Consider the following 15108-nt stretch of genomic DNA (forward strand, 5'->3'; position numbering starts at 1 on the left):
CCTGTACGGCTAGTACTCGTAGACATAGTTATAGTCGTCTGATTTTGCATCGATACCATTGAGGATCACGCCTGTGATTTCGATATCGTTTTGTTTAAAGCGTTTTAGCGATAGCTCAACGTCTTTCACCGTATTGACACCATAGTAGGCAATAAGCAGTGAGGTGCCGACGTACTTACCGATAATCGCGGAGTCAGTGATTGCTAAGATTGGGGCGGTATCGATAACCACAATATCATATTGCCCTTTCACCGTGTCGAGCAGGTGTTTAAAACGTTCTCCCATCAGTAACTCAGAAGAGTGAGTGACATTTTTACCACGGCAGATCACATCTAGGTTTTCAATCACACCACTGTGGATGGCCGGTTGCGTAATGTCCTGCTGAGCCAAATATTCGGATAACCCCGTTTTATTGCTTAAACCAAAGGCTTTATGAATACGACCTTTACGTAAGTCGGTATCAATTAAGAGGACTTTTTTACCCGCATTAGCTAATACAACCGCCATATTAGAGCTAACAAAGCTTTTACCTACGCCCGGTGATGCACTACTGATCATCACCAAGTTATTCCCTTGGTTCATCACCGAGAAGTAAACGCTGGTGCGTAGGGAACGGATGGCTTCTACTGCCGTATCGGCTGGGTTTTCCAATGCAAGTGGGCGCTGATTCCCCGCTGCGATTAATTTTTTCTCATAATTAGAGAACGGGATAGTGGCATAGACGTTAACACCCAATGCATCGATATCCTCAGTACCTTTAATCTTATTATTAAAGAACTCACGGGCGATCACATAAGCGCAACCCACAATAAAGCCAAGGATAGTGGCAAGAACGAGTATCAATGATTTTTTCGGTGCCACGGCATTAGGTTGGGATTCTGCCGAGTCAATAATGCGTACATCGGCGGTGATCCCGGAGTTTAATACGCTCAGCTCTTGCTGTTTGGCTACTAACTGATTATAGATAGCTTGTTCGGATTCCACATCACGGGTTAAACGCACTATCTGTTGCTGGGTATTAGGAAGTTTTTGGATATTTTTACTGATTTTCTCTTTTTCACGTAACAGTTGCTGACGCTTATCCAGCAATGATTGGTAAGCGGGGTGGTTACGGGTATAGAGCTGCTGGATCTCTACCTCTTTAAAGGTTAACTCATTGAGTTTCTCTTCGACTTGCAAGGCGCTATCAAGAGCCGATTTAGCTTCTAAGGACAAATCGATAGATTCATTCTTTTTACGGAAAGCATTTAATTGGTTTTCATAGTTGTCCAATTTAGCTTTGATTTTCGGTAAATATTCATCTAAGAACAATAAGGTATTATTGGTAACCTCTTTTTTACGCTCGGTATTTTGGTCCACATAATTTTGAATAATACTATTCAGAATTTGCACATTTTCCGCTTTATCGGAACCTTTAATTTCCATACTGATAATGCCAGTGCCTTTACCAACCTCTGCGATCGCTAAAGTTTTTCGTAAGTTTTCGATAGTAGAATAGCGGGCGTTTTTAGATAAGGTAAATTCTTGTCCGACTTCAGCATTGATTGAGGATACCAGCAAGCTGATTTCATCTTGTTTTAGGAGTTCGCCCACTTTGCCTTCAACGGTTTGGTTATCAATATGAAGAGTATAACGGTTTTCGCCTAAATAGGTCAGAATAGCGGGCTCACCAATAAGATGTTCAGGTAAAGAATAGAGGGAAATGGCGACGGAAGCTTTGTCTCCCCAAAGCCTATCGAAAAAACCAGCGGGTGCTACTTGGGTATCTAAATTAAGGTCTGCAACCGTTTTACCGAGCACCATCCGAGACTTAATGACCTCGATTTCGGAATCCACTTGACTATTACTATTAGCAAATGGCATCACATCGCTCATTTGATCTAACAATGAGACTTGGCTCATTTTATCGTATTGCAGTGTCGCATTGGCTTGATAGATTGGTGTCGCTAGAAAACTATAAGCGGCACCAATCACAATAAAAAAGAGGGTAAAAAAGCCGATTTTAAGGTAGCTGGATTTGAGTATCTTAAATAGCGCCAGCAGATCGATTTCGTCAGAGGCAGCGGAGCTGGTTTTTGTCGTGTTCATAATCAATTAACGTTAAGCCTTTAAAATAGTAAAATTAAATTTTCCCTTGCCACTGTATAACGGCTTTTTCCATCAGTTGATAAACATGCTCGAACATTTCATCACTGCGTTTATGCGGATCTGGGATCTCGGTTTTATTTAGCCACTGGCCGAACAGCATGACTTTGCCACGCGTCTCGGGGAATTGTTGATGGATCCTATCAATATGGTCGTTTTCCATCACTAGGATTAAGTCTGCTTCTTTACATAATTCACTGGTTAAACGACGTGATTGATGGGCATCTAAGGAGAGATTGTGGTTTTGTGCAATACGGATGGCGCTATCATAAGCGGGACGATCCTCTTTGGCGATAATGCCCGCGGAGTGCACTTTTTTATCGGGGAAACGGGCTTGTAATAGGCGCTCCCCCGTGGGGGAGCGGCATATATTCCCCATACAAACAACGAGAATATTATTAAACATATGGATTACCAGTCATGAATACGTTTAGTACCTTCGGTTAACTGATTATAAGTTGCGATGGTTGGTAGCAATTGGGTGATTAGGCGGTTCCAACGCACAACAGGAGCGGCTGTGACATAAACTAAGTCATAAGGTTGCAGTTTAAATTCCGTTCCCATCACCATGGCAGTGGCATCGGATAAATCTAACTGATAGACCGCCGCCATTTTTTTCGGCAGTAGGGCATCCAGCTCTTTATCCCCCGAGGTTTGGTTTTTAATTGGACGGATGACAAATACGCCGGTTGCATTAGCGGTATTTTGATCTGTACCGCCTGCTTTACTCAGTGCCTCAGTAATACTCATGCCAGCACGGTCAATGGTTAGGGTGTTTGGCTGACCTACTTCGCCCATCACAAACACTTTTTGCCCGTCATTACGTGGTACATATAGTACATCACCCGGTAGCATCAGATGGTTTTGGGTTAGGTCGCCATACTGAACTAATGCTTGCAGTGAGATTTTTATCTCTTTGCCATTTCGGGTGAGTACGACATTGTCCCAATCGGCTTTTTCAGTCAGGCCGCCTGCATTATTAAAGGCCTCTAAAACCGTTAGCGGTACGTTAGTAATCGGTAATGTACCGGGTTTAGCCACTTCACCTGACACATACATTTTCTGTGAGCGGAAGGCGGCAATGCTGACATCCACTTGTGGTGATTCGATATAAGTCGATAGACGGTTACTCACTAGATTACGGATTTCAGTGACGGTTTTACCAATGACTTTCACTTTACCGATATACGGATAGTAGATAGTGCCGTCTGAGTGTACCCAGTTGCCTGAATCTGCAGCGCTACGGTAAGAGCCTGCAGGAATAGTTAACTCAGGGTGATCCCATACCGTAATGGTTAATACATCACCCACACCAACACGGTACTCATAGGTTGCAAGTTGCTTCTCTAAGGTTGGGTTGGGTTTTGCGATAATCTGTGGGGTATACATCTCATCTAACAGTTTTGGCGAGATCGGGTAGATATCGACAAATTTAGAAATATCACGATCGCCAGTGTCGACGACATTTTTGCCTGATGTAGACATATAGACACCAGGGGTAACGGTACAGCCGGTTAATGCAGATACGGTAAATAAAATCATGAAGTATTTCTTCATAAAAAAGATCTCTTTAATAAAATAGTTAGAGCCTATCTCAATAGGAGCTAAATTCATCACCTTACCCAGCCATATCGATGTTTAAAAGTCAGGCTGTATAAGGTTTTGGTTACAGTGATAATATATTTTTTATGCGGTAATTAATCCCTATTGAGATAGGCTCTAAGTATCCCGAAAAAGCTTTCCATTGACGGATTATCTAAACAGTTTCCTTTTCTTGACATACTTTGTTTTAAGCCCCTTTCCTGTAGCTGTTGTTGATAATGGTCCATTTGATACTGCAACCCTTGATCTGAATGAATGAGTGACTTTTCATTTGCTTTTAGCTTTGTAATTGCTTGTTTTAGCATCTGATCAACTAGCTTATATGTAGGACTACGTTGCGTTTTGTAGGAAACAATCTCACCATTAAATAAGTCCATTATGGGGGAAAGATAAAGCTTTTCACATTGAACATTGAACTGCGTTACATCAGTGCCCCACTTGTAATTGGGTTTCTTAGCTTTAAATTTTCGTTTTAAAATATTCTTTGTAATTTTGCCCACCTGACTTTTATAAGAACGATATTTCGTTGCTCTAATGCAGGACTTAAGACCTAAAACGGCGCTATCACGTACATCACCGACGTAGAAAATAGGTTTGGTGCCAGTAATGGTTTCAATGCGATTGAGTACTTCAGGATTAGCATTGCAGAGATTATCTAAAATAATTGGCTGCATGCCTTGTTCAATCATTTGTACACAGGTATGGCTACCAATGTAGCCAAGACCACCAGTGACTAATACTTTTGCGTTTTTCATTGTACTTTCCTAGTACTCATAAACATAATTATAATCGTCTGACTTGGCATCGATACCATTTAAGATCACACCCGTAATTTCGATATCGTTTTTCTTAAAGCATTTCAATGATAGCTCAACACCCTTCTCTATATTCATAGTTTTTAAGTTGTTTATCTAAAGTTGGCTTTGCCAATAACAGCGGAGCGTACATTTCATCTAATAATTTAGGGGAGATATCTACAAATTTCGAGATATTACGATCGCCAATATCAATGACATTTTGTCCTAGGTGGAGGACATATGGAAACCAGAGATAACGGTACAGCCGGATAAGATAGATCATAGTTATACAATTATGTTAACATGCATCACGAAAACTCATAGATATCATATTTATCAATTTATTACACAATAGAAATGAAGAAAAAGTTTTTAAGTCAGCTCATCATAAATCATTTCAATCTTTTGTATTCTCTGTTCAATAGAATGATGCAGAATAACCTTTTCTCTTGATTTTATACCTAACTTCATTCTTAATTCTTTATTATAGATTAATTTTTTTATTTTATCTCTAAACTCTTCACTATTAGGTTCTAAATTAAATATAAATCCATCAATATTGTTAGATACTAAATTGTTATTCCCTGTGATATTTGAAACAATACACGGCAACCCTGAACTCTGTGCTTCTAAAATAGCTAAAGGCATACCTTCCCACTTAGATGGAAGCGTAAATATGTCAATAGATTGAAGAATACGGTCTATATCATTTCTCCAACCCAATAGATATACTTGCTTACTTAAATCATAAATACTTATTAATTTTTCCAATTCTTTTTTTAATTCACCGTCACCGACAAATAAAATTTTAATATTTTTATTCTCTATAAGCAAAGGTAGCATATTTTCCAAAAGAAATATGGGGTTTTTTTGTAGCCAAAGGCGTCCGGTCATACCTATAACAATATCATCTTTTGATAAGTTTAGTGATTTACGATATAGCTGCTTATTTTCAATTGATGGTGGAGTATATTTTTTCACATCAACACCATTCGGAATTATATAAATATCGTTAGACTTTACTTTTAATTTTTGGATTGCAATCTCTTTATCTGTTTCATGAAGACAAATTAATTTATTACCACACATCGAACCGATTCTTTCCATAATATAATAGATTATATATTGAATTTTATTTTTAGCTGCGGGAAAAGAATACCCGTGAACCGTATGGATAATCAGTGGGGTTTTTGATATAAATCCAGCTAAACGCCCTATTACCCCCGTTTTAGATGAATGTGTGTGAATAATATCAAATCGATAATTTTTAATAATTTTTATTAAATGAATTAAGGATTTTAGATCTTTAATTGGTGATATCTCTCTGGTTAAAGAATCAATTATTATACATTTGATTCCTAGTTTTTCCGCCTCTATAGTTAAAGGTCCTATTTGACAACAGATTAGATACTTATCAAATTTATCATTAGGGAGTCTTTGTAATTCATCTAAGCTAACTCTTTGAGCACCACTTAAAAGAGGTAGTAATTGAACATGAGCAATTTTTTTCATAGTTTAGTTTGGATACGTGTCAAATATAATTAAATAAAATATACGAAATGCCGGTATTAGGCTTACAAATAAGGATGAATAAATTATAATTTTTTTTTGCTTACCAGGCATAGTACTCAATGCTAGAATTGGAGTTAGTATTAATGCTGGAACTGAAATTCTCCACATTATTTGCCAGTTAAAATTTAAAAATAGTGAAACAACAAGCAAAAATATACTAAAATTTACGAGATTATAATGAGTGTTATTTTTTGAAACAATCAACAATAATATTAACACGCAGTATATATTAATAAATATTCGAATTAATGTATCTTGTCCTGAGCTGAAAAAAAAGAAACCTCACCAGAAATGAAATATGATAAAAACATAAATTTATTTATTATAAAGTATAAGGAAAAACCTATTACAGCAGAATAAGCTAGTATATTTTTTTTGCTTTTGTTAGGGATTTTACATAGAACAAAATAAATAAAACAGAACAAAATAATAGATTGATGGGATAAAACTGAGAGTACAAAAAAAAACATTTTATACTTTAACTTATCGTTTGTAATACATAGAACCAGAAAGCAAATAGCATATATACTCCTCCAAACATATAGGGTATTAGATATAATTAAATAACTAATTAAAATTAACAAAACAAAATGCACCTTAAAAGTCAAATTGTTTAATTTTAAAATTTTAATTGCGCTTATTATAATTAATATATTACAAATTAGAATATTTGAAAATATAAACAGACCTGAATCAGTTAATCCCAATAATCCCTCAAGATAAAAAGCAATCAGTATTAAAGGTTCTACTTTGTTAGTTTGTTTATAAATTTCCTCTATGGTTGTAATAATACCATCACTCCAAATTAATTTGGCTTGTTCCCAATAAATTAGAGAATCTTGAAATGGTTTTAGGTAATAAAATGGGACTGTAGCAATAATTATTGCCAAGAGGAATATCAATTTTTGCTGAAAGGAATGCTTAGGCATTTACTTCAACCTTGTTTTTATTAATGTTTTTATTAATCGCACTAAAAATTTACATATTGATAATGTGCTAAAAAAAACAAGAGCGATAAATTGATTTATTTTTTTTTGTAAAACATTAAATAATTTTTAAGCTCACTTTTTTCCATACTCAATAAATTAGCACTTAAACCTGAAGAACCATAAAAAGGTTTATGGCAGAATGCTAAAGGTTTCAGATAAATATATTGATTTATGATTATCTAAAATAATATCTATCCATAAGTAGTAATCTTCGCTAAATCTCTGATATTCAGGAAATCGATTTGGATATTATTCGGATAATTACACTAGGTGTTTGAAAATAATTTTTAGATAAAATCAAATTTTTGCCTAATTGTTTTATAATTTTAAATCTTCAATATTTAGATGATGACAACTATCCGCAGTAATAACTTCATTTTATGACCACACATTATCAATGAGGGATCATCTAAAAAATATTTTAATTGGATTTCTAATTTCTTATGATGCCACGAATCATCAGAATCTAAAAAAGCAATAAAACTAGTTTTTGCAAGATTCCAACCTATATTTCTTGCTTTTGCAGGTCCATTATTTTTTTCTTGCACAATGACATAATGGGTATCATAGTTAAGTCTATTTGCGTTTAATTAATTGATATAAGTACTCTAATGAAGAATAGCTGCTATTATCATCTACAATATAATAGCAGCGCAGAGACAGTTTGACAATAAACCGAATCTAACGCTCGCTCTATTGTATCAGTTGAATTATAGTATGGTATAATTACAGTAATATCATCATTATTTTTATCACAGAAGAAAATAACCTTTTTATATCTTACTATCTATTGCTTCATCGATTAAAGAAACACTGGAACTACGTAATGATATAAGATTTTTATTTAGAATATCATAATCAATATCGTTAATATTTTCTATATCCATCTTTTCATTTAAAATATTTTTCAGTTATATTAAGTGCATCAAACAAGCTAGATATCCTGTTTATTTTCCCCTTACCTGGATGAATTACTAAAAATTGTTTTCGTATGTTATGGATATACAACAACCATGAAATGAATCAGTTACAACATAATTCGATTTTTGAATAAGTTCAATAAGGCTTAAAGGGCCAGCATCTTTAATATATATATCAGCATTATGATTAGGAGAAATTTCTTGGGTTAAGGATACTATCTTAAGATTATATTTAGAGCTGATTTCTTTGATTATAGAGTCAGTATTTACATTATGATTATTATGTATACAAAAATATACTTTTGAGGTAAATTTTTTATTTTTTCTCTAGGCAAATTATCCAATCTTCTTTACTGATTAATAATGTTGGATCCAAAACTAACTTGGCTATTAACATTTATTTTTTTATTTAGTGTGTTAGATAAATCTATCTCTGTACACCTATCTTGGAGAATTATTCAAGTAGCTTTTTATTTTAGCTAGTTGGATATCATCATATTGGTATGACCTGCCTGCTAGCATAAGAAAACAGAATAGTTTCTTCACCAGCAAAATCTAAAAAATAATATCCATTATATCATCATTTCCATTAGTACATGAGGGTTCCAAATTTGATCGCTACCAACACAATAACATTTAGCTTCTTTATTTCACTTATATTATTTTTAACATCCAATTCATTATAATATTTTTCAAAATGTTTTTTGAATTTATTAAGCGAATAATATCTATTCTTAACCCTCAAAATATCTTTTAATGTTCTTAATATTCCTTTAATAGAAAAGAAAACCGTATTAAATTTAATTGTTCTTGCAAATATTACTATCATTATTGTTTATATAAAATACACTACCATATTTTTTTAAATAAATTCCTGTTGCTGTTGCTTGTAAGACTGCACCATAGTTATTGGCTTTATGTATTGTGACAATTCCAATTCTCATATTATACTAAATCTCAGTTTTTATGTTTTTAATATTTTTCCGTGGCGATACCACAAACTAAGTTATTTTCGCAAGGATATCCAAATGCAATCATCATAATAATAGAATGATGTTCGTTAATATTTAATACTTTTCTAATAGCGATATCTTTTTTGGGGTTTTCACTCCAATTTAAACAACAAGTAGCAATTCCAAGTGAGTGAAATGCATAAATTAATGACATTGCATATAATCCACCATCAATCCAGTGTTGATATCTTTCAGATGATGATATAAAAGACAATTGATCTGATGTAATAATCATTAAATTATGAATATGATTTGTAAATCCTTTATTTCCAGTTTGGTAGCTCAGAGCGATATCAATATTTTCCCTATTATTCAAAACATAAACATGCCATGGTTGCATATTGCAAGATGAAGGAGTTTTTTGAGCTAAGTTTAAAGCTCTATCAATTATTTCAGATGAAATAATAATGCTACTAAAATCTCGTAGTGTATATCGAGAGTTAAAAAAATCTTCAGGACTCTCTAGTTGACCACGGCTAATCTCTTCTTTGCTTAAAGAGTAAATACCATAATCAGTAAACGCGTCATCCCAGTTAGGTAATTCTTGGTAAATATTATTAAATTTTTATCAGCATCCTTTGATTCTAGACAAAATTTTTTCAAGGTTTTGGAGAGCTAGAAAATCATTAAAATTTTTTTCGTAGTTGTTATTATCGACTTCTATCAATATCTCCTGTATTTTTTTTGCATTTGTATACCCAGCTCCAGCCCTCTTATCCTTAAAGCTCATACTCTTCTCTAGTGTATGAGTTAGTTTCGCTAGGTGATATTGTCTCATTTTGGCATTTGAGCATTTAAAGTTCCATGCATTAAATCTTAAAAACCGATTGAAATCATACATGAAACCTCTTAATCCCATGAGAACTCTACCATATCGTTTTATTAAATTAATCATTTTATTGAAAGCCAATTTTTAAAGGTGTTATTACCAAATGAGTATTTCCATAACATATAAAAATACAATATAAACATAAGAACTTCATTTAATAAAATAGATAAAATTACTCCTTTTAAATTAAAGGTTTTTAATAAGTAGTAAGATGTTATTACAGCTATAACGCTTAATAGTACAGTACTGAACATTTTTTTATATACTAGATTTTTTGTAGATAAAATAGCTCCAGCATTTGAACTTAGAAATCTTAGAGGGATACAAAATGAAATATATTTAACAATATATGCAGCTTCTTTGTACTCAATGCCAAATATTAAAATAATAAGCTTTTCGGAGAAGAAAAAAATGAATGTAAATATAATCATTCCAATTAGCAACATATATTTACAACCCTCTTGATAATTATGTAATAATTTATTTTCATCATGAAAGGCCTGCCTATGAAACATGGGTAACAATATTTTTTGATATACAACAACAGGCAATATATATATAGCTAACATAATGTTTAAAGCTACAGATAAATAACCTGCAACTTCTTTACTTAGTAAACTATTGGTGATTATTATTATTGATTGAGAGTATATTGCAAAAGTGCTAGTAATAATACCAAATGGCAAGATCATTAAAATAAAAGAGATTAGATTTTTTTGTGGGATTTTTTTACTCTTATTGATTAAACTCATTAAATCAGGGATGCAAAAAACTATTAGAAGAATAGAAGAATAGAAGAATATATTATAAATTCCGCTAGTTAAGTCTTTTTCCAATAAAAAATAAATAATTACAAATAATAACCTACTTCCATTTAATAATATTTGACAAAAAGATAAATATTCAAACCTTTTTTCTATCTGTAATATGGAAAACTTTACGTTCAGTAAAGATATTGCTATGAATGTTGGTATTAGTTTGTATGCATTAAGAGAGTAATCGTTAGGAAACAAAATATAAATATAGACAAAAGAAATACAGGTAAGTGCTATGGCTGAAAAGATTAGATATACAATTAAAGGTCTTGTATATGAAAGCCCATACTTATATGATTTCCCAAATACTTTTAAGAGTGCAGCATCAGTTCCAAATCCATAGATAGTGGAAATAATTACCATAAGAATTACTCCTGAATTAAACATGCCAAACTCAGGAATACTCATGTGTCTTGCTAATACCACTTGAGTAATGAATGCAAAAAATGCAGATGCTATTCCTCCTAGCCATAAATACGATAAAAATTTGATGAAGATTTTATAATTCATTATATATCAATATGTTTTAAAAAAAGTTATGGGAAAACCAATGAAACCTAGACTACTGGAGACAAACATTTTTATTTTGGTAGGGCCTAGCATATCTTGATTACAAAGTTAGAGCATCAAAAATAGACTCATTGTTGTTTTTTTGGCACGCTACCGCCCCGGGCTTACAGCTACCTGTTCACTGATAATTCTCAATTTACTCAACTAATTTTGTCTATTATACACAAATAAGCTCGAGTGAGATAGTTGTTAACTAAACTATCTATAAATAAGATATACTTACAGATAAATCTTACTGTGATCCCATCCCCCCACTTTAGTTCCGCCCCCTTTTGATATCTCATTATTTTCAGTTAACAGCTGATATAGGTTGGCCTCTTAGATCTCCAAAAAGTTGATATCACTTAAATTAGTGATTATTGAAATGGCATAGTTAATTTGGCAACCACGCCCGTAATTAGTGAACTTGCAAGCGACCTGACGATAAAAGTGATTCATTAAGTTCAACTTTTTCCACTCCCCCAGGTAAAAGGAGAAGATAAACCGGAAACACCTTGATTTGTAAATGCCTCCCACTGAGCTTGTTGTTGAAATTATTGCGGAGAGAACAATGCGCCTTCATTCATAATGGGAGGTAAATTTTCATTCAATGATCCTTTCATTTAAGCAAAAGCAATTGGCATTCTGACCCTTTTTTCCTAAACAACACAGAAGTAAGGTGCTGTATTCAAATTTAGAAAGTAAAGCATTATTGATATTTTGATATGCTACCGCCCTTAGCCGTAAACCAAGGCTCATAAGGTAAAACGGTAAATTATTCGAAAGCAAATCCGTCCTCAGAGACCATTAAAGACAACGAAAAACTCGCTTTCACACCAAACAATACAAGTATCTTATCTTAAATAAATAGTTTGAATTATAGGTTGAGTTAAGTAACCCAGCAATACTTTTTATCTATTTAAAATAAATAGATATGAATACTCATATATAGAGTTATACGTACCCTGTTAACAACAGATAAAAGGTGGGTATTATTCAACTTAGGAGGATTTTCATGTCAGTGGATTCATTACCCTCGACAACTGCATGACTTAAGCTACTGAGGACGGTTGTACATATAGCAGCAGCATCAGTTTGCCTGATTGATTGCCATCCGCAAGGCAATTACAAAAGTGTCGAAGTGAAAGCATAGCGTTATCAGATATGAGGTTTGTCATGAGAAGGAATATCAACACAGTGAGTAGCACGCGTTAACGATATTAATCCTTTTGATCCTCCATATTACTTTGCCGTGCTTATCGGCTGAACAATACATATTCATTCATGATAGTTGTTAATCCCCAATTTTCGGCTTGCCTATCAATCCCTCATTCCACGAGTTGTTCTTTGGATTTCAACTTAAGTGTATGGTTCCAATCGTCTAACGGTGACTCCAACAGCAAATTAGACCAATTTCGGTGGTATTTCCGGATCATTAAATTGCTGAAATAAACTGATTAACTTGTAGCAAAGGAGTGCTGTTTAAGACGTACACATTCACTAAGCAGTATACCTTCCAAGATCGGGGGATAGCGTGACAGCCGTTCCTCGATATGAAAACTCAGCCTTAACTCCTCTTCTTTGGTGAGCTTATCAGGGTAGGCTTAATTTTGGTGGCAGTACCGTGGTCACATTTAGCGAAAGCGTGATTGATTAACCTAACACCATGAGCATTAAAAGGTCATAATGGAAACGATTTTTCTGTTTTAGGCTGATGTTCCTCTGTGACATTCTGGGCAGGAATACACCAAATCCCCTCATGGCACTTCGGGCAACATTTTTGATTATTTGTAAAATACTCACGACACTGCACGCAAAACCAATTCGTGACCTTTAATATTGGTGAAACTGATCGAACCTGTGTGCTCAGTCGTGCCTTGTCTTCTAAGCTCTTGATCTTACTGATGACCCGCGGACAGTGCTCTGCGCTCTGAGGATCAGAATGGGTAAACCATGACTCCGTTGGCGTCTTGTGCAGTGTGACGGGCTCACCGCAGTGAGCACAGTAATAGTTTTCTCGTGAATAACTCGGTTCTTGGGTGGCTCCCGCGAAACGATTGTTCTGCGTTAAGGCTAGCGACATTTTGACTTCATGTAATTTAAGCATGGTTGTGCTCCTTCTGTAAAATTTAAACTAAACGTTCTGAGTACCCAACATTCATGATCCACACTCGGCAACCCACCTTGAAACTTAGAAGACCACTGAGCTGTGCCTGCATGCGTATCGAGCCAGGTTCGTATGTTTAGGGCGTAGCTTTGCCTAGAGCGCATTCAATCGCACCAGGTGTGGTTAAAATTGAGTTGGTGGGTAATGGGTGGGTATGCTATGGAAAATGCACGGCGACTCGCGCTAGTGCCTTAGGATCCAAGGGCGGAGTTGCCCCCTCTCGATTCATCAATGCGTGCTTGTAACCACTGTACGACTTCACTTTTTAACCAGCGCGACATACGACCAAACTTGATAGGTTTGGGGAACTCACCCTCTTGGATTAATTTGTAGAACCACTTATCCGTTAACCCCGTTAGTGCGGTGATAAATTTCATGTCAATAAATTGGTCATTAAGTAATGCAATATTTTCAGTTTGCGTGCTCATGGTAAAACTCCTGTTTTTAATGTGGATAAAAAGCAGGAGCGATATCGAAAAATGGGATGTGGATATCACTCCACATCATTAACCGGATGTGTAAAAAATAATTTGGTTGCTAACTACTGGCGTTTTCTCGGTTTGATTTCGCCTCGCCAAAAGGTGCGTTTGAGTTCAGGCACAGCCAGACGGACCCATGCATCGGCTTTACATAAATACCTTACCGCATTCAACAATCCTTTCTTCAGATAAGCATTACCTCGGGGTAATAGTCCAATACCCAGTTCACGATATCTTTCTTTTTGGTAATTACAGTTAAAGTACAGGCCTGCCCACTCTGTAATATGTTCTTGCCAGAGTTCACCAATGAGTTTACCCAGCGTAATGTCCTGCCTCACTTTCTGACCGTTAAAGAAAAACAAAGCGTGGTAATGGAAGCCTTTTTCCATGCCGAATTCCAATTTCAAGATATACCCGACACAGTGTGAAAAGAGTGGGTTGCTATTAATGGCTTTGTACAGGGCTTGGCGATGCTGGCGCAGGTGGTGAGCTCTGACTCTGTGGCAAATACCACTTTTGTAAGACAGATCTACTCGTACAACTAACAGTTTGGAGTAACGTTGATACAACGAGTCAATGTATTGCTGAGCTCGTCTGTAATTCTTCTGAGCGCCTTGCTCGAAGATTCGGACTTGCTTTTTGTAGTCAGGGCTCTTTAACGTGCTTTGGAACTCATGGAAGGCCTCGTTAAGCCACTGAACGTGTTCAGGGGTATCAGCCAGCCAGTATTTATCTTTGTCTATCAGTATCTCACTCAGGCGGTATTTGTTAGCAAGAGAGATCAAGAGCACAAGAGTGGGATGCAAGCGCTGTATTTGCGATATTTTCATTGATTGAATGTAACGGGTGAACTTGAGCGTTTCTAAAAAGAGCTCACCTTTGGGGGATGCCGAGGTGAGTTTTAAGCGTGGGTTTTCAGGCGACAAAGGAATGCCTTTATATAAATCTAATTTATGAGTTAGATGTTTTGAAAGGTGTTTAATATTACCCATGAGTAGAGACACCAGCTCACGCAGTGAGTGGTCTCGAGTGAGCGTTAAACGGTCATGTTCAAACGTAGTTGAGAGAACAACTTGATTTAAGTGAAGTGCACGATTTGTCATTTTAGTTACCTGCGATCAAATAAAGGTTCGTATCATCAGGCAGGGGAGTTATTTTTAATTTTTGATTACAAATGGTTGGGAAGCGATCATCAGCAAAGGGGCTTTGCTTTGGGGGAATTACATTGACT

The 15108-nt window shown here is 35.2% G+C and carries 11 protein-coding genes and 2 pseudogenes; all 13 read right to left on the reverse strand.

All coding sequences use genetic code 11. The features are described from left to right. Positions 1-9: 9 nt before the first annotated feature. Complete coding sequence (locus M1F25_RS17655) at positions 10-2088, reverse strand: polysaccharide biosynthesis tyrosine autokinase (protein ID WP_181488624.1); 2079 nt, start codon at positions 2086-2088, stop codon at positions 10-12. 34 nt (positions 2089-2122) lie between these two features. After that, positions 2123-2551, reverse strand: coding sequence for a protein tyrosine phosphatase (locus tag M1F25_RS17660; protein ID WP_181488626.1), 429 nt, complete (start codon positions 2549-2551; stop codon positions 2123-2125). 5 nt (positions 2552-2556) lie between these two features. Further along, positions 2557-3702: a polysaccharide export protein gene (locus M1F25_RS17665; protein ID WP_181488628.1), complete on the reverse strand. Its 1146-nt coding sequence runs from the start codon at positions 3700-3702 to the stop codon at positions 2557-2559. 146 nt (positions 3703-3848) lie between these two features. Then, positions 3849-4301, reverse strand: a pseudogene (locus M1F25_RS17670) (IS3 family transposase); the annotation flags it as partial. Next, a pseudogene (locus M1F25_RS17675) lies at positions 4299-4502 on the reverse strand (NAD-dependent epimerase/dehydratase family protein); the annotation flags it as partial. The pseudogenes M1F25_RS17670 and M1F25_RS17675, both read right to left, overlap by 3 nt. Before the next feature lie 414 nt (positions 4503-4916). After that, entirely contained in the window at positions 4917-6056 is a 1140-nt protein-coding gene (locus tag M1F25_RS17680; protein WP_181488632.1) for a glycosyltransferase family 4 protein, read from the reverse strand. A 1390-nt stretch (positions 6057-7446) separates the two neighbouring features. Next, complete coding sequence (locus M1F25_RS17685; protein ID WP_318840329.1) at positions 7447-7653, reverse strand: glycosyltransferase family A protein; 207 nt, start codon at positions 7651-7653, stop codon at positions 7447-7449. 426 nt (positions 7654-8079) lie between these two features. Beyond that, positions 8080-8313 (reverse strand): polysaccharide pyruvyl transferase family protein, encoded by a 234-nt coding sequence (locus M1F25_RS22490; RefSeq protein ID WP_413242953.1) that lies wholly within the window; start codon positions 8311-8313, stop codon positions 8080-8082. A gap of 684 nt (positions 8314-8997) precedes the next feature. Beyond that, on the reverse strand, positions 8998-9591 hold the full coding sequence (locus M1F25_RS17690) for a nitroreductase family protein (RefSeq protein WP_318840339.1): 594 nt from the start codon (positions 9589-9591) through the stop codon (positions 8998-9000). Between the two features lie 338 nt (positions 9592-9929). Then, positions 9930-11192, reverse strand: a complete 1263-nt coding sequence (locus M1F25_RS17695) for an oligosaccharide flippase family protein (protein ID WP_250690676.1) — start codon at positions 11190-11192, stop codon at positions 9930-9932. Between the two features lie 1720 nt (positions 11193-12912). Beyond that, positions 12913-13338: a putative zinc ribbon protein gene (locus M1F25_RS22495; protein WP_152914965.1), complete on the reverse strand. Its 426-nt coding sequence runs from the start codon at positions 13336-13338 to the stop codon at positions 12913-12915. Positions 13339-13589: 251 nt separating this feature from the next. Further along, entirely contained in the window at positions 13590-13826 is a 237-nt protein-coding gene (locus M1F25_RS17705; protein ID WP_181488642.1) for a helix-turn-helix transcriptional regulator, read from the reverse strand. 113 nt (positions 13827-13939) lie between these two features. Beyond that, positions 13940-14980, reverse strand: coding sequence for an inovirus-type Gp2 protein (locus tag M1F25_RS17710; protein ID WP_181488644.1), 1041 nt, complete (start codon positions 14978-14980; stop codon positions 13940-13942). Positions 14981-15108: the final 128 nt, after the last annotated feature.

It is taken from the genome of Providencia sp. PROV109 (genome assembly GCF_033681625.1).
Lineage (GTDB): Bacteria > Pseudomonadota > Gammaproteobacteria > Enterobacterales > Enterobacteriaceae > Providencia > Providencia hangzhouensis.